21 protein-coding genes and 1 tRNA gene are annotated in these 22,023 nt (G+C 64.8%); 8 read left to right on the top strand and 14 right to left on the bottom strand.

Annotated features, from left to right (window positions below):
• The first annotated feature begins 49 nt into the window (after nt 1–49).
• The 5 genes from A9J21_RS23695 to A9J21_RS23675 all read left to right on the top strand — a co-directional run bounded on the left by A9J21_RS23695 (nt 50) and on the right by A9J21_RS23675 (nt 4,753).
• A complete protein-coding gene (locus A9J21_RS23695) occupies nt 50–1,585 on the top strand; it encodes a pitrilysin family protein (RefSeq protein WP_066739721.1) in 1,536 nt (511 codons plus the stop codon).
• A 27-nt stretch (nt 1,586–1,612) separates the two neighbouring features.
• Nucleotides 1,613–2,977 (top strand): pitrilysin family protein, encoded by a 1,365-nt coding sequence (locus tag A9J21_RS23690; RefSeq protein ID WP_066739718.1) that lies wholly within the window; start codon nt 1,613–1,615, stop codon nt 2,975–2,977.
• A 73-nt stretch (nt 2,978–3,050) separates the two neighbouring features.
• A complete protein-coding gene (gene rsmD, locus A9J21_RS23685; protein WP_197497555.1) occupies nt 3,051–3,692 on the top strand; it encodes a 16S rRNA (guanine(966)-N(2))-methyltransferase RsmD in 642 nt (213 codons plus the stop codon).
• A gap of 248 nt (nt 3,693–3,940) precedes the next feature.
• Nucleotides 3,941–4,426: a pantetheine-phosphate adenylyltransferase gene (gene coaD, locus A9J21_RS23680; protein ID WP_066739714.1), complete on the top strand. Its 486-nt coding sequence runs from the start codon at nt 3,941–3,943 to the stop codon at nt 4,424–4,426.
• A 66-nt stretch (nt 4,427–4,492) separates the two neighbouring features.
• Complete coding sequence (locus A9J21_RS23675; RefSeq protein ID WP_066739904.1) at nt 4,493–4,753, top strand: YfhL family 4Fe-4S dicluster ferredoxin; 261 nt, start codon at nt 4,493–4,495, stop codon at nt 4,751–4,753.
• Between the two features lie 120 nt (nt 4,754–4,873).
• On the opposite strand, the gene pth is transcribed toward A9J21_RS23675, so the two are convergent.
• From pth to A9J21_RS23640, 7 genes are all read right to left on the bottom strand, one after another.
• A complete protein-coding gene (pth, locus tag A9J21_RS23670) occupies nt 4,874–5,470 on the bottom strand; it encodes an aminoacyl-tRNA hydrolase (protein WP_066739712.1) in 597 nt (198 codons plus the stop codon).
• Between the two features lie 103 nt (nt 5,471–5,573).
• Nucleotides 5,574–6,185, bottom strand: coding sequence for a 50S ribosomal protein L25/general stress protein Ctc (locus A9J21_RS23665; protein ID WP_066739711.1), 612 nt, complete (start codon nt 6,183–6,185; stop codon nt 5,574–5,576).
• Between the two features lie 164 nt (nt 6,186–6,349).
• Complete coding sequence (locus tag A9J21_RS23660) at nt 6,350–7,303, bottom strand: ribose-phosphate pyrophosphokinase (RefSeq protein WP_066739710.1); 954 nt, start codon at nt 7,301–7,303, stop codon at nt 6,350–6,352.
• Between the two features lie 95 nt (nt 7,304–7,398).
• Nucleotides 7,399–7,475 (bottom strand) — tRNA-Gln (locus A9J21_RS23655).
• Between the two features lie 65 nt (nt 7,476–7,540).
• Nucleotides 7,541–8,419: a 4-(cytidine 5'-diphospho)-2-C-methyl-D-erythritol kinase gene (gene ispE / locus A9J21_RS23650; RefSeq protein ID WP_066739902.1), complete on the bottom strand. Its 879-nt coding sequence runs from the start codon at nt 8,417–8,419 to the stop codon at nt 7,541–7,543.
• A gap of 8 nt (nt 8,420–8,427) precedes the next feature.
• On the bottom strand, nt 8,428–9,042 hold the full coding sequence (gene lolB / locus A9J21_RS23645; protein WP_066739709.1) for a lipoprotein insertase outer membrane protein LolB: 615 nt from the start codon (nt 9,040–9,042) through the stop codon (nt 8,428–8,430).
• A gap of 178 nt (nt 9,043–9,220) precedes the next feature.
• The gene (locus tag A9J21_RS23640) at nt 9,221–11,038 is read right to left on the bottom strand and encodes a tetratricopeptide repeat protein (protein ID WP_231907020.1); all 1,818 of its coding nucleotides are present in this window, start codon (nt 11,036–11,038) and stop codon (nt 9,221–9,223) included.
• Between the two features lie 270 nt (nt 11,039–11,308).
• On the opposite strand from A9J21_RS23640, the gene mutM reads away from it, so the two are divergent.
• From mutM to mutY, 3 genes are all read left to right on the top strand, one after another.
• The gene (gene mutM, locus A9J21_RS23635; protein ID WP_066739705.1) at nt 11,309–12,211 is read left to right on the top strand and encodes a bifunctional DNA-formamidopyrimidine glycosylase/DNA-(apurinic or apyrimidinic site) lyase; all 903 of its coding nucleotides are present in this window, start codon (nt 11,309–11,311) and stop codon (nt 12,209–12,211) included.
• A gap of 360 nt (nt 12,212–12,571) precedes the next feature.
• Nucleotides 12,572–14,515, top strand: coding sequence for a dynamin family protein (locus A9J21_RS23630; protein ID WP_066739696.1), 1,944 nt, complete (start codon nt 12,572–12,574; stop codon nt 14,513–14,515).
• 71 nt (nt 14,516–14,586) lie between these two features.
• Complete coding sequence (mutY, locus tag A9J21_RS23625; protein ID WP_066739694.1) at nt 14,587–15,738, top strand: A/G-specific adenine glycosylase; 1,152 nt, start codon at nt 14,587–14,589, stop codon at nt 15,736–15,738.
• A gap of 52 nt (nt 15,739–15,790) precedes the next feature.
• Here mutY and A9J21_RS23620 read toward each other — a convergent pair whose 3' ends face one another.
• From A9J21_RS23620 to A9J21_RS23590, 7 genes are all read right to left on the bottom strand, one after another.
• Complete coding sequence (locus A9J21_RS23620) at nt 15,791–16,444, bottom strand: LON peptidase substrate-binding domain-containing protein (RefSeq protein WP_066739692.1); 654 nt, start codon at nt 16,442–16,444, stop codon at nt 15,791–15,793.
• Nucleotides 16,445–16,502: 58 nt separating this feature from the next.
• Nucleotides 16,503–17,417 carry an RNase adapter RapZ gene (rapZ, locus tag A9J21_RS23615; RefSeq protein ID WP_066739691.1) on the bottom strand — a complete coding sequence of 305 codons (915 nt, stop codon included), beginning with the start codon at nt 17,415–17,417 and terminating at the stop codon, nt 16,503–16,505.
• A gap of 139 nt (nt 17,418–17,556) precedes the next feature.
• Nucleotides 17,557–17,901: a PsiF family protein gene (locus A9J21_RS23610; RefSeq protein ID WP_066739897.1), complete on the bottom strand. Its 345-nt coding sequence runs from the start codon at nt 17,899–17,901 to the stop codon at nt 17,557–17,559.
• 196 nt (nt 17,902–18,097) lie between these two features.
• Nucleotides 18,098–19,069: an HPr(Ser) kinase/phosphatase gene (gene hprK / locus A9J21_RS23605; protein ID WP_066739689.1), complete on the bottom strand. Its 972-nt coding sequence runs from the start codon at nt 19,067–19,069 to the stop codon at nt 18,098–18,100.
• A gap of 68 nt (nt 19,070–19,137) precedes the next feature.
• Nucleotides 19,138–19,593, bottom strand: coding sequence for a PTS IIA-like nitrogen regulatory protein PtsN (gene ptsN, locus A9J21_RS23600; protein ID WP_066739687.1), 456 nt, complete (start codon nt 19,591–19,593; stop codon nt 19,138–19,140).
• A 500-nt stretch (nt 19,594–20,093) separates the two neighbouring features.
• A complete protein-coding gene (gene hpf / locus A9J21_RS23595; RefSeq protein WP_066739680.1) occupies nt 20,094–20,447 on the bottom strand; it encodes a ribosome hibernation-promoting factor, HPF/YfiA family in 354 nt (117 codons plus the stop codon).
• Nucleotides 20,448–20,497: 50 nt separating this feature from the next.
• Complete coding sequence (locus A9J21_RS23590) at nt 20,498–21,979, bottom strand: RNA polymerase factor sigma-54 (RefSeq protein ID WP_066739677.1); 1,482 nt, start codon at nt 21,977–21,979, stop codon at nt 20,498–20,500.
• Between the last annotated feature and the right edge of the window lie 44 nt (nt 21,980–22,023).

Here is a 22,023-nt window from a genome sequence, read left to right as displayed (position 1 = left end):
TCAATACCCCGGTAGAATCAATCGCCAAAATTCTAGCAGACGGGGTCGCATGAACCATTGCGCTGACTTGTCCGGATCGGGCGCTGCCCGCATCGTATCGCCGTCCACCGGCGCCGCCAGATTCTCGCGGCGCCTTCTTTCCACCCTGATCGTCGCCTCGCTTGCCGGCCCGCTGGCGGGCACCGCCTGGGCGCAGGCCAAGGGGGAAACCGCGCGGGCGACCACCCCGCAGGGGCCACCGTCAGGCATGGCCACGGCCGGCCAGGTGGGACAGACGGAGGCCGGCACGACCGAATTCCGCCTGTCCAACGGCATGCGCGTGATCGTCAAGGAAGACCATCGCGCGCCCACGGTGGCGCACCAGATCTACTACCGGGCCGGCGGCAGCGACGAAGTCAGCGGCACCACGGGCGTGGCCCACATGCTCGAACACATGATGTTCAAGGGTACGCCCAAGGTGCCGATCGGCGAATTCTCGCGCCAGATCGCCCTGCTGGGCGGGCGCGAGAACGCGCTGACCAACCGCGACTTCACGCTTTACTACCAGCAGATCGCCAAGCAGTACCTGCCCAGGATGATGGAGCTGGAGGCCGACCGCATGGCCAACCTCATCATCAAGAAGGAAGAGTTCGACCGCGAGATGAAGGTGGTGATGGAAGAACGCCGCCTGCGTACCGATGATTCCCCGCGCGGCAAGGTCTACGAGCAGCTGCTGGCTACCGTATATACGGCCATGCCGTACCGGCATCCGGTGATCGGCTGGATGGACGACCTGGTCAACATGCGCGTGGAAGACGTGCAGGACTGGTACAAGACCTGGTACGTGCCGAACAACGCGCTGCTGGTGGTGACCGGCGACGTCAAGGCCGACGAGGTGCGGGCAATGGCCGAGCGCTACTACGGCAAGCTGAAGCCACGCCCGCTGCCGCTGCGCAAGACGCAGCTCGAGGCGCCGCAGCAGGGCATCAAGCGGATCTGGGTCAAGGCGCCGGCCGAGAACCCGTACATCGTGCTGGCCTACAAGGTGCCGCGCCTGCACGACGTGGAAAAGGACGTCGACCCGTATGCGCTGGAGGTGCTGTCGGCCGTGCTCAACGGCTACGACAACGCCCGCCTGACGCGCGAACTGGTGCGCCAGCAGCGCCTGGCCGATGACGTGAACGTGGGCTACGACAGCATCAACCGCAACGAATCGCTGTTCGTGCTCGACGGCACGCCGGCCAGTGGCCACACCACAGAGGAAATCGAGAAGGCGCTGCGCGAGGAACTGCAACGCATCGCGAAGAACGGCGTGTCCGAGGAAGAGCTCAAGCGCGTCAAGGCGCAGGTCGTGGCCGGGCAGATCTACAAGCGCGACTCGGTGTTCGGGCAGGGCATGGAGATCGGCGTGGCCGAGATTTCGAATATCTCGTGGCGCCAGATCGACCGCATGCTCGACAAGGTCAAGGAAGTCACGCCGGCCCAGGTGCAGGCGGTTGCCGCCAAGTATTTCAGCGACGACAACCTGACCGTGGCAACGCTGCTGCCGCAGCCGATCGACCCCAACAAGCCGAAGGCCGCAGCCCCTGAAGGCCTGCGCCACTGAGGACAGAGTCCAAGGAAAGGAGAAAGAATGTCCCTGTCCGTCATGACCATCGCGTCTCCGCGTCTGTTGCGCCGCCTGGCTGGCGCCGCCTGCGGGGCCGCCGCGCTGCTGGCCGGCACCGTTGCACAGGCCGCCATTCCCATTGAAAGCTGGACGGCATCCACCGGCGCCAAGGTGTTTTTCGTGCCGAGCCCGTCGATTCCGATGCTGGACGTCAATATCGACTTCGACGCCGGCAGCCGCTATGACCCGCCCGGCAAGTCCGGCCTGGCCACGCTGACCGCGGCGCTACTCGACAAGGGCGCGAACGCGCAGGACGGGCAGCCCGCCCGTAACGAGGCCCAGATTGCCGACGCGTTTGCCGATACCGGCGCCGATTTTGGCGGCGCCGCCGGCGGTGACCGGGGCGGCATTGGCCTCCGTACGCTGACGGCTTCGTCGGAACGTGAGCAGTCACTGCGCCTGGCTGGGCAGCTGATCAAGGCGCCGGCCTATCCCGACGCGGTGGTGGCGCGCGAAAAGCAGCGCCTGATCACCGCCATTCGCGAGGGCGATACGCGCCCCGGTGTGATCGCCGACAAGACGCTGTCGAAGGCGATCTATCCTGCCCATCCGTATGGCGTTTCGGCCACGCCGGAATCGGTGGGGTCGATCACGCGCGATGACCTGCTGAAGTTCTGGCGCGACAACTACACGGCCAAACGCGCCGTGGTGACCCTTATCGGCGCCATCGACCGCAAGCAGGCCGAGCAGATCGCCGAGGACATGACGCGTGGCCTGCCCGATGGCACGGCGGCACCGAAACTGCCCGACGTGCAGATGACGATTCCGGCCAGCGAGAAGCGTATTCCGCACCCGGCGCAGCAGGCCAGCGTGGCGATCGGCGCGCCGGCCATCGCCCGTGGCGATCCCGACTATTTCCCGCTGCTGGTGGGTAACTACGTGCTGGGCGGCGGCGGCTTCAGCTCGCGCCTGACCGACCAGGTGCGCGAAAAACGGGGCCTGACCTACGGCGTGGACAGCTACTTCGCGCCGTCCAAGCAGCCGGGGCCGTTCAGCATCACGCTGCAGACCAAGAAGGAAAACACCAACGAGGCGCTGGGCCTGGTGCGCCAGATCCTGGCCCAGTACGTGGCGCAGGGCCCGACCGACGCCGAGCTGAAGGCGGCGAAGGACAACCTGGTCAATGGCTTCCCGCTGCGCATCGACAGCAACCGCAAGCTGCTGACCAACGTCGCCAATATCGGCTGGTACGGCCTGCCGCTCGACTATCTGGACACGTGGACCGCCCAGATCAACAAGGTGACGCGCGATCAGGTGCGTGCAGCCTTCCAGCGCCACGTGCATCCGGACGCCATGGCGACGGTCATCGTCGGCGGCCCGGAAAAGTGATCTTCCGGCCTGATCGTGGGGCAGGGCACGTCGCGGCGCTGTGCCGGGGCGTGGCAGGCTCTACAATCACGGCATGAATCCGCAATCCCGACCTTCGCCCGCACCGCGCGGGCGAACTTCCCTGTCCAGCCAGCCCCGCCAGACACCGGCCCAGGTGCGCATCATCGGCGGCCGCTGGAAACGTTCGCTGCTGCCGGTGCTTGAAGCCGAGGGACTGCGTCCCACGCCTGACCGTGTCCGGGAAACGTTGTTCAACTGGCTGGGTCAGGACCTGGCCGGCCTGATATGCCTGGACCTGTTCGCGGGCTCGGGGGCGCTGGGATTCGAGGCCGCCTCGCGTGGCGCGGCGGCGGTGACGATGGTCGAAGCCAACCCGCGCGTGGCGAAGCAGCTGCGCGACAACCAGTACAAGCTCGACGCCTCGCAGGTGCGGATCGTCCAGGCCGATGCATTCGCCGCAGCGGCACAGATGCCGGCTGCCGGCTTTGACGTGGTGTTCCTGGATCCGCCGTTTGCCGAGGACTGGATCGGGCCCGCGCTGGAGCACGCGGCGCGCCTGACCCGGCCAGGCGGCGTGGTCTACGTCGAATCGGACAAGGCCCTGATCGGCGCCGACGCGCCGGTGCCGGCGTCGCTGGAGATCATTCGCCAGGCGCGCGCCGGCGCCGTGCATTTCCACCTGCTGCAGCATCGCGCAGGCCACGGCGCGGACTAGGAACGCGTACCAATCAGGTACCTTCGAATTACGCCGGTCATATGACAACTGCCAGGCGGTTTGCCGCGCCGGGCAAGCGTTTGCGGCCCTGCTGCAATGCGGCAAAAAGGCAGCCGGGCGGACTTCCAAAAGCTGCGTTTGGGGTTACACTACGCCGCTGTTGTTTGTCCAACGCCCGTCACGTAGGCAGTATTCGAGAGCGGCCCCGGTATCGCGGGCCGGCAACGGGCAGCCCCAAAGGAGGAAACATGGTCGTCGCCGTCTATCCCGGTACTTTTGATCCCATGACCCGGGGACACGAGGATCTCGTCCGTCGTGCGTCGAATATCTTCGACGAACTCGTGGTCGGCGTGGCGCACAGCCCGAACAAGCGCCCGTTCTTCTCGCTCGAAGAGCGTATCGGCATCGCCCGCGAAGTGCTGGGCCACTACCCGAACGTCAGGGTGGAAGGCTTTTCGGGCCTGCTCAAGGATTTCGTGCGCAAGAACAATGCGCGCGTAATCGTAAGGGGCCTGCGGGCGGTCTCGGATTTCGAATACGAATTCCAGATGGCCGGCATGAACCGCTACCTGTTGCCCGATGTCGAGACGATGTTCCTGACGCCGTCCGACCAGTACCAGTTCATTTCCGGCACGTTCGTGCGCGAGATCGCCGTGCTTGGCGGCGATGTCAGCAAGTTTGTCTTCCCCTCCGTGGAGCGCTGGCTTCAGGAGAAGATTGGCAAACCGGAATAAAATACGGGCTTCGATTCCGCCGACGTGGCCAGTCCGGGCGCGGGCGGGTCGCTGGAAGGAACCATCATGGCGCTACTGATCACCGACGACTGCATCAATTGCGACGTTTGTGAACCCGAGTGCCCGAACGAAGCCATCTCGATGGGGCCCGAGATCTATGAGATCGACCCCAACAAGTGTACCGAGTGCGTCGGCCACTTCGATGAACCGCAATGCCAGCAGGTCTGTCCTGTGGCCTGCATTCCGAAGGACCCGAACCGCATCGAAACGCACGAGGTGCTGATGCAACGCTACCGGCTGCTCACGGCGGCCAAGCACGCGGCCTGAAGCCGGAGGCACATCCGGCCACTTCGTTCCGGCCCCACAAAGCAGACAAGCAGAAACGAAAAACCCCGCACGACCGCAAGGCCGGCGGGGTTTTTTCATGGCGCGACGCCGCTTGGCGGATCAGCGGCCCGTGTGCAATTCCATCATCGCGCGCTCGCTCTCGCCGCGCGCCAGGGTACCCAGTGGGCCCATGCAGCGGTCGATCGCTTCGTCGATGGCCTGCTGTTCTTCCTTGCGTGGCGGCTTCAGCACAAAGTTGACCACATCTTCGCGTCCGCCGGCGGAGCCGCCGGGGGCATTGCGCGGATGGCCTACGCCCAGGCGCAGGCGCCAGTAATCCTGGGTGGTCAGGTGAGCCGAGATGTCCTTCAGGCCGTTGTGGCCGCCCGAGCCGCCACCGCGCTTGAGCTTGACCGAGCCGGCCGGCAGGTCCATCTCGTCATGCGCCACGACGATTTCGTCAGGCAGGATCTTGTAGAAGCGCGCCAGCGACACCACGGACAGGCCCGAGCGGTTCATGAACGTGGACGGCTTGAGCAGCCAGATGTCCTGGTCCCACAGCCGCGCACGGCCGGCCAGGCCGTGGAAGCGGCCTTCCACGCGCAGCGTGGTGCCGCCCGCGCGGGCGAGCTGGTCGACCAGCCAGAAACCGGCGTTGTGACGGGTGGCCTCGTATTCCGCCCCGGGATTGCCGAGGCCGACGATGAGCTTGATCATGGGCTGAAGAAAGCGAAAAAGCAGGCGTGAAAGGATACGCGAAAACGGCGTACGAAAAAAAACCGCCGGCGAACCGGCGGTCTTTTCGTGAAGCGCAGGCAGCTTAGGCAGCCGGCGTTTCGCCTTCGCCTTCAGCAGCTTCGGTCGACTGGGCACCAGCCGGCAGCGAGATGCTGGCCACGGCCGGGTTGTCGTCGCCGTGGGTGATGGCGGTCACGCCCTTCGGCAGCTTCAGGTCCGACAGGTGGATGGTCTGGTTCAGCTCGGCTGCAGCCAGATCCACTTCGATGAACTCGGGCAGGTCGGCCGGCAGGCACGACACTTCCAGATCGTTCATGATGTGGTTCACGATGCCGTGGCCCAGCTTCACGCCAGGAGCGGTTTCCTGGTTCATGAAGTGCAGGGGCACCTTCACGTGGATCTTTTCCGTGGCCGACACGCGCTGGAAGTCAACGTGCAGAACCATCGGCTTGAACGGGTGCATCTGGAATGCACGCAGCAGGGCCTTTTCAGCCTTGCCAGCCACTTCCAGGTCCAGGATCGACGAGTGGAACGCTTCCTTCTTCAGGGCGTGCCACAGGGCGTTGTGATCCAGTTCGATCATCTTCGGCTCGGCGGCGCCGCCGTAGATGATGCCGGGGGTCTTGCCCGAATTGCGCAGGCGGCGGCTCGCACCCGTTCCCTGTACGCTACGCTCGAAAGCGACTACTTTCATGTTCAACTCCAGATGTGAAGAAGGCTGTCCGCGACCAGACAGCCTCGACTAACGATACGACACTCAAATCGTACCGCATGAATCACATTGGCCACCCTGAGGTGGCCAATGCGGTAAACCCAAAATTCTAGCAGGCTTTTACCAGCCCTGCGCTTGTTTACCGATCAGTGGTCGGCAAACAGCGACATGATCGAGTCACCCTTGACGATCCGGGTGAAGGTTTCGGCCAGCAGCGGGGCGGTCGAAACCTGGCGGATCTTGCCGGACTGGCGGGCTTCGTCGGACAGCGGAATCGTGTCGCAGACCACCACTTCGTCCAGTTCCGAAGCCGCGATACGGGCAGCGGCACCGCCCGACAGCACCGGGTGCGTACAGTACGCAAACACCTTCAGCGCGCCACGCTCCTTCAGCACCTGGGCAGCCTTGCACAGCGTGCCGCCGGTATCGATCATGTCGTCCATGATCACGCAGTTGCGGCCAGCCACTTCACCGATGATGTTCATCACCTCGGACACGTTGGCCTTGGGACGACGCTTGTCGATGATGGCCAGGTCGCAGTCGAGCTGCTTGGCCAGTGCGCGGGCACGCACCACGCCGCCGACGTCCGGCGAAACCACCAGCAGGTCGCCGTAGCTCTTTTCGCGCAGGTCGCCCAGCAGTACCGGCGAAGCGTAGATGTTGTCGACGGGGATATCGAAGAAGCCCTGGATCTGGTCGGCGTGAAGGTCCATCGTCAGGACGCGGTCCACACCGGCAACTTCGAGCATGTTGGCCACGATCTTGGCCGAGATGGCGACGCGGGCGGAACGCGGACGGCGATCCTGGCGCGCATAGCCAAAATATGGCATGGCGGCGGTGATGCTGCGTGCCGAGGCGCGCTTGAGCGCATCGACCATCACCATCAGTTCCATCAGGTTGTCGTTGGTCGGCGCGCAGGTGGACTGCAGCACGATGACGTGCTTGCCGCGAACGTTTTCCTGGATTTCGACCTGAACTTCACCGTCGGAGAAACGGCCAACCAGGGCCTTGCCCAGCGGAATGCCGAGGTGCTGTACGACAGCCTCCGCGAGTTTAGGGTTGGCGTTGCCGGTAAATACCATCAAGCCTTCGACGCTCATTCGGGGCACCTGTCTTGCTGCTGGGGGAGCTTTGCGCCACCGGCCAGCGCCGGTAGCGATATCTGCATGTCCGTTCCGGACACTATAGGAAGTAATGGCAGGGGAAGAAGGATTCGAACCTTCGAATGCCGGAATCAAAATCCGGTGCCTTGACCAACTTGGCGACTCCCCTACACAACCTTTAACGTCTGTCGCCGAACCGAACTTTACTTCAGTACTTCGCCAAACGAAAACCTGCTATGCGAACGTTGCGAGCGGGTGGTGAGACAAGCTTTTCACACACCTGCCATCCCAATCGGATGGCAACCTTTCCATCACCTTCTGCGCATCGTGCTCGTCTTCGAAACGGGCAAATACGCAGGCTCCGGAACCGGTCATCCTTGCATGCGGACTGTATTGTCTCAGCCATTCAAGGGCTCGGGCAACTTCGCCGAACTTCGCTGTTGCTATCGCTTGCAAGTCGTTGCGACCGAAAGCGAATTTGTTTGTGCAAGCAGCGAAGTCCGCAACTATAGAGATCGGGGAATCCCTTGTCAAGCGCTCGTCCGAAAAAATTGCAGCAGTCGGTACATGCTGGCGCGGATGGATAACCACGAACCAGCTGTCGGGCAGGTCCACGGGCGTCAGTTCCTCGCCCACGCCTTCGGCAAAGGCGTTCTGGCCGAACACGAAAACGGGCACGTCGGCGCCCAGCGCCAGGCCGATGCGCATCAGTTCTTCGCGCGGCAAGCCCGCGCCCCAGAGATGGTTCAGCGCCAGCAGCGTGGTGGCGGCGTCGGACGATCCGCCACCGATACCGCCGCCCATCGGCAGGATCTTGTCGATGGCGATGTCGGCGCCGAACGGCGTGCCGCAGACCTGCTGCAGCGCGCGCGCCGCACGCACCACCAGGTCGGTGTCGGCCGGCACGCCGGGGATGTCGTTGACCCGCGCGATCACGCCGTCGTCGCGGCGGCGGAAGTGCAGGGTGTCCGACCAGTCGATCAACTGGAACACCGTTTGCAGCGTGTGGTAGCCGTCAGGGCGGCGGCCCGTCACGTGCAGGAACAGGTTGAGCTTGGCCGGCGCGGGGCAGTTGCGCAGTTCGGCGGGCGGCAGGGCGGTGCCTGCGGTCATGGCTTGCGTCATTTTTCGGATGTCGGGTCAATCACCAGCCGTACGGAGAGCGGCGCTTCATTGCCGTCGCGTGCCATGTCGATGCGGCGCGGCTGGGTCGATGGTGCGGAGTTGCCTTCCGGGGTGTCCTGCCAGACCACGTAGCGCACGGTCCAGCCATTCTGCTTCAGCGTGTCGGGGCGTCCGTTCGTGTCGCGCGTGACGCTGGCGGGCGCGCCTGGCGCCGGCCGCGCATGGAGCCAGTCGCGCATGCCGGACACCGGCAGCGAGAAGCCCAGCGCCTGCTCCATCAGGCTGTCCACCTCGGGTGCATTGCGCGGCTTTTCGTTGGGCAGGTCGAGCGTGGCGCCGGACGGGGTGCTGGTGACCACGGCCAGGGTCTGTCCCAGCGGCGAGATCAGGTCGAGCCGAACGTTGCGGCCCTGTTCCTGCCACCGGAAGCTGCCCTGCACGCCTTCGCTGCGGCCGTAGCGCGTGTAGTTGGCGGCAAAGCGCCCGGTGTAGTGCTCGCTGCGCGCCGACTCGCCGGCGTCGAAGCTGCGGGATGGCGTGATGGTGCTGCACGCGGCAAGCCAGAGCGGGGCGGCCACGCAGAGCAGGGCCAGGCGTCGGGATCGGAGCATGTGCAAGTTGGCGGAAGTTGAACGGCGTTGGATGTTTGCTGGCGACACAAGGCGGCGGTTGATGGATGGTGACGGCATCGGCCAGGCCTGTCGTGAAGGGCCGCGACGCGCGATGGATCGCCAGAAAGCAGCGCCCGGGCGCAAGGCCCGGGCGGCTGGTCATGTTACGCGATGCGGACTACTTGGACAGCGACACGCTCTGGTTGTAGCGGCGCAGCGTGTCAATCAGCGTAGGATTCTCGGGCTCTACCCTGGCGGACTCGGTCCACGTCTTGCGCGCTTCCTCGTGCTGCCCCAGTTGCCAGAGCACCTCGCCCAGGTGCGCGCCGATCTCGGCTTCGGGCGCCTTGCTGTAGGCGGTCTTCAGCAGGTCGGCGGCGGGCTGCAGTTCACCCTGGCGATACTTCACCCACGCCAGGCTGTCCATGATGTACGGATCGTCCGGGCCCAGTTCCGATGCGCGTTCCAGCAGCTTGCGCGCTTCGGGCAGGCGCTCGTTGCGGTCGGCCAGCGAATAGCCAAGCGCGTTGTAGCCCTGCTTCTGCTCCGGCTGCAGGGCGATGACCTTGCGCAGGCCCTTTTCCATGCTGTCGTAGCGCTTCTCGCGTTCGTCGAGCATCGCCAGCTCATAGAGCCAGTCCGCATTGTCGGGCTCAACCTTCACGCGTTCGTTCAGCAACTTGCGCGCGCGATCGTAGGCCTTGACTTCGAGCAGTGCGCCCACTTCGGCCTGGCGGATCGCGGTCATGCGCTGGGCGCGCTGCACCGGATCGGAAATATCCTCGGCATCGGCCAGCAGGTCGCCGAACACGGCCTGGGCATCGTCGAGCTTGCCCATGCGCGCCAGCAACTGGCCGCGCTTGGCCTGCGCGGCGGTGGCGAGGCGGCCGTCCTCGATCTTGTCGAGCCAGCCGATGGCCGCCGCGTAGTCTTTCTTTTCCTCGGCGATCTGGGCCAGGTACTGGTACGCGATGTCGGGGCTGGCGGCCGGCGACTTCTCGGCCATCTGCAGGTATTCCTTCAGATAGCGTTCGGCGTCGTCATAGCTGCGGGCCTGCAGGCTGGTCAGCCCCAGTGCCAGCGGCACGCGCGGGTCGTTCGGGGCCACCTTGCGCAGCACCTCGAATTCGGCACGCGCGGCCTCCATGTCGTTCTTCTGCAGGTACAGGCGCGCCAGCGTGATGTGACCATTGACCGACGATGGCGATTTGGCCAGGAACCGCTTGAGCAACTCGATCGACTTGTCGGTGGCAGATTCGGCCTGGAGTTCGGCTGCCATCAGTGCGGCGGGCTCCAGGTCGGGCTTGATGCGCAGCGCCTGGTCCAGTTCGGCCAGTGCGCCGGCATTGTCGCCGGCGGCCTCGCGCGCACGCGCCAAGGCCAGGTGCGTTTCCGCCAGCTTTGCGTCGTTGGCCGTGATGCGCTGGAGCACGCCGACCGCGCCGGCCGGATCGCTGGTGCGCGCCATCTGCTGCTGCAGCAGCAGGATCGCTTCGCCGCGATGGTTGGCCGGGGCCGCCGCCAGTTGCTGTACCAGCAGCGGTTCAGCGTCCTCCCAGCGTCCGTTCAGGACCAGCAGGGTCGACAGGACCTGCCGTGCCGCGGGCGATTTCGGTGCCAGGTCGGCCCAGAGGCGCGCCCCGTCGAGTGCCTGCTGCGCAACGCGCGCATTGAAGGCGATTTCCGTGGCCCGTTGCGCCAGGCGCGGATCGCGGGTTTCGCGGGCCAGATCCATGTAGGTGCGGTAGGCCGGTCCCACCAGCCCGCGCTGCATCGAGATTTCGGCTGCCAGCACGCGGTACAGGATGTCCGGCGTCAGCGCGACATCCGGCAGCGGCGTACGCGCGGCCTTGGCCTTCGACGGCGCAGGCACTTCGATGACTTCGTCATCGTCCTGCGCGACCGTTGCCGGGGCGGCATGGGCCAGCGAAGCAAATGCCAGGCACGCGGCCACGCCCAGGGCGCGCGCATGGCGACGGAAACGGAATGTGTTCATGGAGATGGCTTCCGGGCGCATGGCTTGAGAGGGCAAGATTTGGTCCGGCATGAAATCAAAGCTCCGGCGCACGGGGCGTGGGAATGGATGGGGCCATTGTAGCCTGCCGCTACAATGCGCTGCTTGCCTCGCAGGGCGCTTACGTATGGGAACCCGCACAATGGTGGCATGGCGGCAGGGAATTCCCTGCGTCATTGGAGCGCAAAAGCTGCCCATAGGTTCTGCGAGGTTGAGAAAGCTGGGCCGGATTCCGGCCGGGAGACGGGGCGGATGCCAGAACTACCGGAAGTCGAAGTCACGCGGCGCGGATTGCTGCCGCATGTGGTGGGCCGCCGCATCGTCCACGTGACCGTGCGTCATCGCGGGCTGCGCTGGCCCGTGGAGCCCGAACTCGAGGCGCACCTGACCGGCCGGGTGATCGGCCGTATCGAACGGCGCGGCAAATACCTGCTGCTCGAATGCCTGCCGGCACCCGCCGGCGAGAAGAGCCCTGCCCCCGGGGACGACGCCCCGGGCTGGCTGCTTGTCCACCTGGGCATGACCGGCACGCTGCGCGTGTACCCCGACGCGCCGCCGGCCGGCGCCCACGATCACCTCGATATCGCGCTGGCACCGCCCGACGCGCCGGGTGCGCCGCAGGACCATGCCGCCATGGTGCTGCGATTCCGCGACCCGCGGCGCTTCGGCGCCATTATCTGGACGCCGCTGGCCGAAGCGGCACTCTCCGAACACCCGCTGCTGCGGCGGCTTGGCATCGAGCCATTCGACCCGCGTTTCGACGGCGCCTGGTTCCACAGGCTCACGCGGGGCCGCTCGGTGGCGATCAAGCAGGCGCTGCTGGCCGGGGAAATCGTCGTCGGCGTGGGCAATATCTACTGCTCCGAAAGCCTGTTCCGGGCGGGTATCCGTCCGACCACGCCTGCCGGCAGGATCAGCCTGGCGCGCTACGACAAGCTGGCCGCCGCCGTGCGCGAAACGCTGACCGAAGCCATCGCCCGGGGCGGCAGCACGCTGCGCGACTTCGTGGGCAGCGACGGCAGCAGCGGCTACTTCCAGCTGGATTGCCTGGTCTATGACCGCGCCGGCGAGCCATGTCGCGTTTGCGGCACACCGATCCGGCAGATCGTCCAGGGGCAGCGCTCGACGTTCTACTGCCCGCATTGCCAGCATTGAGGCCGGTGCCAGGGACGCCCTCCGGCAGCGGTTGAGCCGGAAACGGCCGGTGCAGGCTGACGCGGCGCCGGGCATGGCAATCCGATGGCGGAAATATTGTTGCAATACATTGCCGATGGGTCGGCGCAACACTCCAGGCACAGAACCGCCACAAGGGACGCGAATTCCACAAAATGTGTCCGGAAACCTGTATCGTGTGCGCAGTCATAAAAAGTTACAAAAACTGCCGGATTCGCCCATATGACAAGGGCATCTGGCGGGACGACTGGCTTCGGGTCCGCGGGTCAACGGACAAGCCCGGCGCCAGTCGTGCGATACGCGCCCAAAACCATAAATCCGAGCCGACACAGCGAATCACTCATGACGAGCCTCGCCCATCAATTCGAACAATATGGCGCCTGGAGAACCGGGGTCCTTCAGTCACTCGCCGAATTCCAATCCTGGCTGCAACAGTACGACCTGCATGACGCTACCGCGGACGACCGCGCCCAGCGCATCCAGAGCGTGCTCAAGAGCGACCGCCTCAAGGTGGCGTTCATTGCCGAGTTTTCGCGTGGCAAGAGCGAGCTGATCAACGCCATCTTCTTTGCCGACTACGGTCGCCGCATCCTGCCTTCGTCCGCCGGACGGACGACGATGTGTCCGACCGAACTGCGCTACGACGAAAACGAGCAGCCCTGCATCCGGCTGCTGCCGATCGAGACGCGCCTGCAGGACGCCTCGACGGCCGACTTCATGGAGCCCGGCTCGTCCAACTCGCACTGGACCACGGTGCCGCTGGACCCGTCGTCGCCCGAGGGCATGCTGGCCGCCTTCCAGCACGTGGTGGAAACCACGCGCGTGACGCCGGCCATGGCCGAATCGCTGGGCCTGTACAACGAGAACGATCCCGATGCCGCGTATTCGGTAGACGCCGACGGCATGGTCGAAATCTCGCGCTGGCGTCATGCGGTGATCAACTTCCCGCATCCGCTGCTGCGCCAGGGGCTGGTGATCCTGGACACGCCGGGCCTGAACGCCATCGGTACCGAGCCGGAACTGACGCTGCGCCTGATTCCCGATGCGCACGTGGTGGTGTTCGTGCTGGCCGCCGATGCCGGCGTGACCAAGAGCGATCTGGCACTGTGGCGCAGCCATGTGGGCGCCGGCCACCGCCGCGGCTGCTTGGCCGTGCTGAACAAGATCGATGGCCTGTGGGACCCGCTGAAGTCGTCGCCCGAGATTGCCGGGGAGATCGCGCGCCAGGTTCGCACCACGGCGCAGACGCTCGGAATCGAGGAACGCCGCGTCTATCCGGTGTCGGCACAGAAGGGCCTGGTGGCCAAGGTCACGCACGATCAGCCCATGCTGGTGCGCAGCAACCTGATGCAGTTCGAGCACGTGCTGTCCGACCAGCTGATTCCGCAACGGCGCGAGATCGTGTCCGACCAGGTGCATCGACTGGTGCAGGACATGTCGCGCGGCGCGCAGCAACTGCTGCAGAGCCGCCGTCGCGATATCGTCGAGCAGCTGTTCGAGCTGCGCGGCCTGCGTGGCAAGAACCACGCGATGGTCAAGCACATGCTGATGCGCGTGCAGAGCGAGAAGGAAGAGTTCGAGCAGAGCATCGCCAAGTTCCAGGCGCTGCGCCTGGTGTTCGGCCGCCACAGCGCCGACATCATCAAGAGCCTGCAGCTGCGCGACGTGCGCCGCACGATGCGCGACAAGCGCGAGCAGATGAAGGAGCGGTTTTTCTCGCGCGGCCTGCGCGAGGACATGGAGGCGCTGTTCGGCCAGCTGGCCGGCCTGATCCAGGACGCCGACCAGAAGATCACCGGCCTGCATCAGCTGGTGGACAGCATGTACCGCCGCTTCAATGCCGAGCATGGCTTCACGCTGCCGTCGCCGATGCAGTTCGTGACATCGCGCTACACGGCCGAGCTGCAGGAGACGCTGGCGCTGGTCAACGCGCATTTCGGCACCGTGAACATGCTGACGCGGTCGCGTCCGCAGCTGGTGCAGAACGCCTTTGCGACGATGGCCAGCCGCGTGCTGGAGAATTTCCGCGACCTGAACCGCGATATCGAGATCTGGCTCAAGTCGGTGATGACCCCGCTGGAAGCGCAGGTGCGCGAGCATCAGAAGCAGTTGCGCCGCCGCGTGGATTCGATCGAACGCATCCACGAAGCCACCGACACGCTGGAAAGCCGCATCGCCGAGCTGGAGGATGTGCTGAACGGCCTGGACGAACGAAGCACCAGGATCGAGTCGTTCACGCGCAAGCTGCTCGAAGTGCCGGTGGAGGCCGCGGTGCGCGCGGCATAGCCGTTGCGTCATCGTTGGTATCATGTGGCGCCGCCTTCGAGCGGCGCTTTTTCTTTTCCAGACACCCCGCAATGCCCCGCAAGCCTGCCGCCGCTCCCGTGCTCCCCGATGAAACCGCCGTACCTGCCGATTTCGGCATGCGTGTGGTCACCTGGCAGCGCCAGCATGGGCGGCATGACCTGCCGTGGCAGAACACGCGCGATCCATACCGCATCTGGCTCTCGGAGATCATGCTCCAGCAGACGCAGGTGGCGGCCGTGATCGAGTACTTCCAGCGCTTCGTCTCGGCACTGCCCACCGTGGCCGCGCTGGCCGCTGCGCCCGCCGACGAGGTGATGGCATTGTGGGCCGGCCTGGGCTACTACTCGCGTGCGCGCAACCTGCATCGCTGCGCCAAGGTGGTCATGGAAGACCACGGCGGCGTGTTTCCGACCGATCCGGCGGTGCTGGTCACCTTGCCGGGTATCGGGCGCTCGACGGCGGCTGCCGTTGCCGCCTTCAGCGCGGGCGTGCGTTCGCCCATCCTGGACGGCAACGTCAAGCGCGTCTTTGCGCGGGTGTTCGGTATCCACGGCTATCCCGGCGAGCGCGCCATCGAGACGCGCATGTGGGCGCTGGCCGAACAGGCGCTGCCGCCCGCCGGCCAGAATCAGGCCGAAGACATGGTGGCCTATACGCAGGGATTGATGGACCTGGGCGCGACGATCTGCTCGCGTGGCAAGCCGGCGTGCCTGGGCGATGCGGACAACTGTCCGCTTGCCGTGGATTGCGTGGCGCGCCGGGACGGCCTGACGGCATTGCTGCCGACCCCCAAGCCGCGTGCCGCGATACCCGAGCGCAGCACCGTGATGCTGATCGTGCGCCATGGGCGCGATGTAATCGTCAACCTGCGGCCTGACAGCGGCATCTGGGGCGGCTTGTGGAGCCTGCCCGAGATCGCGGTGGACAGCCTGCCGTTCGACGCCGAAGCCGCCGAGGATGCCGCGCTGGAGACGGCACGGCAATTCGGCCAGCCGATACGCGCGCATCTGACAGGTGAACTGACACACGTTTTTACGCACTTCCGCCTGCTGATCCGTGCGATCCGCGTGGATCTGGACGCGGCAACGCTGCGTGCCAACGGCGAGACGCGCTGGCTGTCGCTGGACGACCTGGACGCGCTGGGCACGCCCGCACCCGTGCGGCGGCTGCTCGAAGACCAGGCGCGTATCGGACTTTTCTGAATTTCTGACGGCCCTTGATGGCCGTGGGGCGCTCGAAGCGCGCGAACGGCGATCAGACGATGTGGTGCTGCCGCATGTAGCGATGCACGATCTCGATGCGCATGCCGGCGTCGGGCAGAGCCATCAACATCTGCTTGGCCTTGAGCGGCACCGGCAGCAGTTCGCAGAGCCGGTTCGCCACCCAGGTAGGGTCGTCCCAGAGATAGGGTTCGGCAAACGGCAGCCTGGACTTGTCGGGCTGTTCGCTATGCACCGATGCCACGATGCGGCGCAGCGCCTCCAGGCATTCGCTCAGCAGTTCGAGCTTGCAGTCGATGACATCCTCGGGCAGCACTTCGGCCTGGGCCACCAGCAGGCCGTCGTCGCGCGTGGTGTGCGACAGGATGCGGAAACGGTGCCGGCCGCGAGTCTCGATCAGCAGCACGCCCAGTTGTTCCATGTTGCAGTCGACGATCTGCGCCAGGCAGCCGATTTCCTCGGGCACCGTGTCGTGGCCCGGGCGCGCCACTTCGTCGCCACTGGAGATCAGGCACACGCCGAACGGCGTGCCATCGCGCATGCAGTTGCGCACCATGTCGACGTAGCGCTTCTCGAACACGCGCAGCGGCAGGCGTCCGTCGGGGAACAGTACCGTATTGAGGGGAAACAGCGGCAGCGCCTCGATGATGGCGCCGGCGGATGCGGTGCCGGGGGGAAGTGTCGACATGCGATGGGCCGCTCCAGTGGCGGGACGGCGCCGGGGGCCGTCCCTTCAAGCCCGCGTGTCAGCCGGGCGGGGCCAATTCGCGGTGTCTGACCAGCACATTACCATGGGCCCGGAAATAGTTGGCGAGTCGTTCGGCAATGAACACCGAGCGATGCTGGCCGCCCGTGCAGCCGATGGCCACTGTCAGGTAGCTGCGGTTGTCGGCAATGAAACTCGGCAGCCACTTCTCGACATAGGCGCGGATGTCCTCGGCCATCGCCAGCACCATCGGCTGGCTCTGCAGGAAGTCCACCACCGGGGCGTCGCGGCCGGTCAGCGGCCGCAGGGCCAGGTCGTAGTACGGATTTGGCAGCGAGCGCACATCGAACACCATGTCGGCGTCGCTTGGCACGCCGTGCTTGAAGCCGAACGATTCGAACAGCAGCGTCAGCGACTGGCTGCTGGCGCTGTCGTTGCGGATCAGCTCCTTGACCCAGCTGCGCAGCGTGTTGGTGCGCACATTGCTGGTATCGATGCGATGGGCCGACTCGGACAACGGGCTGAGCAGCTCGCGCTCCATTTCGATGGCTTCGATCAGCGACGTGCTGACCGTTGCAGCGGGGCTGGCCGCGTTGGCGCCTTCCTGGATACCCCCCGGCCCGTCGCCGACGCGTGTCGACAGCGGGTGGCGGCGGCGCGTCTCCGAATAGCGCTGCACCAGCGCATCGGTATTCGCCGTCAGGAACAGCACCTGCACCTGGTGATGGGCGGAAAGCTCGCGGACGGTGTCCGGCAGACGCGCCAGCGACTCGCGGCTGCGAATGTCGGTGGCCACGCCAAGATGGGAGTACCCCTGGTCGGCCAGATAGGCCGTAAGCTCGGGGATGAACTGGGCCGGCAGGTTGTCGACGCAGTAGTAGCCTGCATCTTCCAGGACGTTCAGGGCGACAGACTTGCCGGAGCCGGAAATTCCGGTGATGAGAATGATCCGCATAGCGACGCAAGGATAGCACCGCAAGGTAACCGCGTCATGACAGGGTGCCCCAGACAAAAATGGCGAATCGCAGAGGATTCGCCATTTTCGAGGGGGAAATCGCCGTAGGCGGGGCGCCTATCGGGCTGCCGTGCGCCGATCAGGTTGCCGGCTTGGCCGACAGGCACTCGCTCTGCGCCTTCTTGTATTCGTCGCCCTTCTTGCCCTTGTTGGCCTTGGAGCAGGCGGCCATCTTTTCCTGCTGGGTCTTCGGCTCGGCGGCGGCTGCCGGTGCGGGGCCGCTGCCCGAGAGGCACTCGCTCTGTGCCTTCTTGTATTCGTCTCCCTTCTTGCCCTTGTTGGCCTTGGAGCAGGCCGCCATCTTTTCCTGCTGTGCGGTCTTGCCGGACTTCTCGGCAGCGGCCGGGGCCGAAGCGCTTTGGGCAAACGCGCCCGTGGCGAACAGGGGGGTAACCAGCACACACATCGCGATCAGCTTCTTCATGCTTCTCTCCTGGCTGTGGAAACACATCGTGGCCGCGCGCCATGCCGGCGTCTGGCGGAACCTGGGCTCGGCGCCCATTACAGCACAAAACGGCGCCCGTCAGCAGTTCGTTGACGAGGCGCCGCGCCGGGCTTGTAAGCAAATGAAAAACGCCCGCATGAAGCGGGCGTCTGCACGATTTGGGTGCGGCGGCGGCTCAGAGCAGGCGGCCCTGCCCACGCGAGACCACGTCGGCCTGCATGGCAGCCCGCTGGCGGTCCATGAAGTCGCGCAGCGTGTCGATGCCGCGCAGGCGCAGGATCGTGTTGCGCACTGCGGCTTCCACCAGCACGGCCAGGTTGCGGCCGGCCGCCACCTGGATCTTCACCATGTGGATCGGCAGCCCCAGCACATCGAGGTACTGGGAATCGAGCGGCAGCCGCTCGAACTCGCCGTCATTGCGGCGTACCAGTTGCACCACGAGCTTGAGCTTCATCTTCCGGCGCACCGCCGTTTCGCCAAAGATCGTCTTGATATCGAGCAGGCCCAGGCCGCGCACTTCCAGCAGGTTCTGCAGCAGGGGCGGGCAGCGGCCTTCGATGAAGTCAGGGCCCAGCCGGACAAAATCGACGGCATCGTCGGCCACCAGGCCATGGCCGCGCGAGATCAGTTCCAGGCCCAGTTCGCTCTTGCCCAGGCCCGATTCGCCCATGACGAGCACGCCCATGCCCAGGATGTCGAGGAACACCCCGTGCATCGTCACGCGTGGTGCCGAGATGCGCGACAGGTACAGGCGCAGGTGATCGATCACGGCCGCCGAGGACACTGGCGTGGTGAACAGCGGCGTCGACGAGCGCGTGCAACGCAATTCCAGGTCGGGCGGTGGCTCCATGCCATCGGCCACCACCAGGAACGGCGGTTCCAGCAGGATCAGTTCGCCCATCTGGCGCTTGCGCGGTTCGTCGTCCAGCCGCTGGTAATACTGGATTTCGGGCTTGCCCAGCACCTGGATCCGGTTCGGGTGGATCAGGTTCAGGTGGCCCACCAGATCGGCGGCCGAAGTGGCTTCGCGAGCGAATTCGACGTCGAAGGCACGGTCGGCCCCTTCCAGACCGGCGACCCACGACAGTTTGATGTCGGCTGCGTTGTCGTCGAAGATCGACTGCGAGGTGACGCCGGTGAGTTCCATGCGGGATGACTTTCTACGAGGGGGCAGGGTATGGCTTCAGCCGGCCAGCCGGGCCGGCCTGCGGATCGTCACGGATGCCATTCGGTCAGCAACTGGTGGACGGCTTCGGGCGTGGGCAGCGTGGCCAGGCCTTCGCGCATCTCGCGATCCGACAGCAATTGTGCGATTTCCGAAAGAATTTCGAGGTGCTGCTGCGTGGCCTGTTCGGGCACCAGCAGGAAAATCAACAGCGAGACCGGCTTGCCGTCGGGCGATTCGAACGGAATCGGCTCTGCCAGGCGCATGAAGCCGGCCAGCGGCTGCTTCAGGCCCTTGATGCGGCCGTGCGGGATGGCCACGCCAGCACCCAGGCCAGTGGAGCCAAGCGATTCGCGCGCAAAAAGGTTGTCCGTGACGGTGGCCCGGGCCACACCATGGTTGTTCTCGAACAGGAGCCCGGCTTGCTCGAAGACCCGCTTCTTGCTGGTGACGGTGACGTCGAGGTGGATGTTGCCGGGTGGCAGCAATTTGGCCAAACGATTCATGGGCGATGCACGAGAAGTCAGGTTGGCGATACGGCGCACAAATGCCGTCCCGCCGGATGGGGCAATTCAGGATATCGAGTGCTTGGTGGACGCCCGCATTGGAACGTCCGGCTCATTATAGAGCAGGGCCACAGCGCGCTTGTGCGCTGCAGCGCCGGTGCCGCGGGTGGTGCCGCGGTTTGGCCGGCCGGATTGCCCACCCGGATATTGCCGCCAGCGCCTGCATGATCTTCCGTCATGCGGTATGCCGTGCGGGTCACCGGGACCGTTCTGCCTGTCGTTATTGTATGGCGCAGCATACACCGAGCGGCGCAAGATGCGAACACCCCCGGTGAATCAAATGGTTTCAGACGTGGCGCGAAGGTAACGGAGAGTTTCGGCCCGCCAGCGGCGTGCGCCCATCAAAAAAGCCGCGCAGATGCGCGGCTTTGCTTTCTTCCTATCAGTCCTTCAGGCGGACGCTGAAGTCCACCTCCAGGGGCAGTTCAGGAGTTGCCAGCCTATTGTTGCTGTAGTTGGGCTTCAGCCATCTGGTACTTGACCGCTTCCCGGTCATGGCCTTGCACGCGGTCCTTGTAGCGGATCACCTGCCGGTCGAGCTTGTCGACCAGACAGTCGATCGCCGCGTACAGGTCTTCATGGTGCGCTTCGACGAAGATGTCCTTGCCCTTGAGATGAAGATTGATTTCCGCGTACTGACGCTTGTCCTTTTCCTTGTGGTTGTCGACAGATAGCAGCACGCTCACGCCAATGACCTGATCGAAATGCCTGACAATTCGCTCCAGTTTCGTTTCCACATACTCACGCAGCGGCGGCGTGATGTCGAGGTGGTGTCCACTGATCTTGAAGTTCATAGCGCTTCTCCTTCTGAAAGAGCCGCACCAGGCAGGCGGTTGCGGCTCGGCTACAAAGACTTGCGGAGATTCACTGCGGGGATCTTCAGCGCTTCGCGGTATTTGGCCACCGTGCGGCGTGCGACCACAAAGCCCTGTTCGCCCAGCAATTCGGCGATGCGGCTGTCGGAAAGAGGATTCCTGGGGTCTTCGGCTCCTATCAGTTGCTTGATCAGCGCGCGGATCGCCGTGGATGAGGCCGCGCCGCCCGTCTCCGTGGAGACGTGGCTTCCAAAAAAGTACTTCAACTCGAAAGTACCCATTGGCGTGGCCATGTATTTGTTCGTAGTCACCCGGGAAATGGTCGACTCATGTAAACCGAGTGTATCGGCTATTTCCCGCAAAACCAAGGGGCGCATTGCTATTTCGCCGTGCGAAAAGAAGTTCTTCTGACGCTCCACAATTGCCTGCGACACCCGCAGGATCGTGTCGAATCTTTGCTGAATGTTCTTGATGAGCCACCGCGCTTCCTGCAGCTTCTGCTGCAGGCCCGCCGCACCCGCTTCCCCTTTTGCACCGCGCAAAATCTGCGCGTACATGTCGTTGATGCGCAGGCGCGGCATGACATCCGGATTCAGCTGTGCAATCCAGCCGCTGCCGCTCTTGCGCACGAACACGTCGGGCACCACGAAATCCGCTTCGGGGCGGCTGTACGCATGCCCCGGGTAGGGTGCCAGCGAGCGGATCAGATCGTGCGCTGCCTTTAATGCAATTTCGTCAACCTGCAGCGCTTTCTTGAGACGCGTGTAATCCCTGACGGCCAGCAGTTCAAGATGATGGTTGACGATGGACAGGGCCAGTTCGCGTTGCGGATGCTGCAGCCGCTTCAGTTGCAGGCTCAGGCATTCGGCGGCGTTGCGCGCGCCCACGCCTGGCGGATCGAAGCTCTGCAGCAGCGTCAGCATGGCCTGCACTTCCTCGATCTCGAATTCCAGCTCTTCGGGCAGTTCGGTGCAGATTTCCTCGAGTGACGCACTCAGGTATCCGTCGTCGTCGAGCGATTCGATCAGAAAAATGGCCAGGCCCTTGTCGCGCGCCGAAATCTTCAGCGGCGTCAGCTGTTCCATCAGGTATTCGCGCAGCGTGGGGTCCGCGTCGCGCAACTGCATCGGCGTCTTTTCGTCTTCGTCGTTCTGCGGACGGCGAGCGAAGTCGTCCAGGCTCCAGTCGCTGCCATAGTCTTCGCCCGCGGAATCGCCAAAACCTTCGTCGTCGCCACCGGCCGCGTGCTCGCCGCGGTCGTCGCCGTTGGCCTGCGGCTCGGCCGGCGCCGGCGCCGGGGCGCTCTGCAGGTTGACGGAGCCGTCTGCCGCCACGCGAAGCGGGCTTTCGATCCAGTCGTTCTCGCGTTCAAGCAGCGGGTTTTCCGTCAGCGCCTGTTCCACCTCCTGTTGCAGTTCGAGTGTGGAAAGCTGCAGCAGTCGAATGGACTGCTGCAGTTGCGGCGTCAGGGCCAGATGCTGGGAGAGGCGGAGCTGAAGCGAAGGTTTCATGCGACCTATTCTATGCGCATCTTTCCGTTGTTGGAACGGAATTT

Source organism: Cupriavidus sp. D384 (genome assembly GCF_001652915.1).
GTDB lineage: Bacteria > Pseudomonadota > Gammaproteobacteria > Burkholderiales > Burkholderiaceae > Cupriavidus.
Note: the sequence above shows the minus strand (reverse complement) of the source record. Positions and strands in the feature narration are given on the sequence as shown.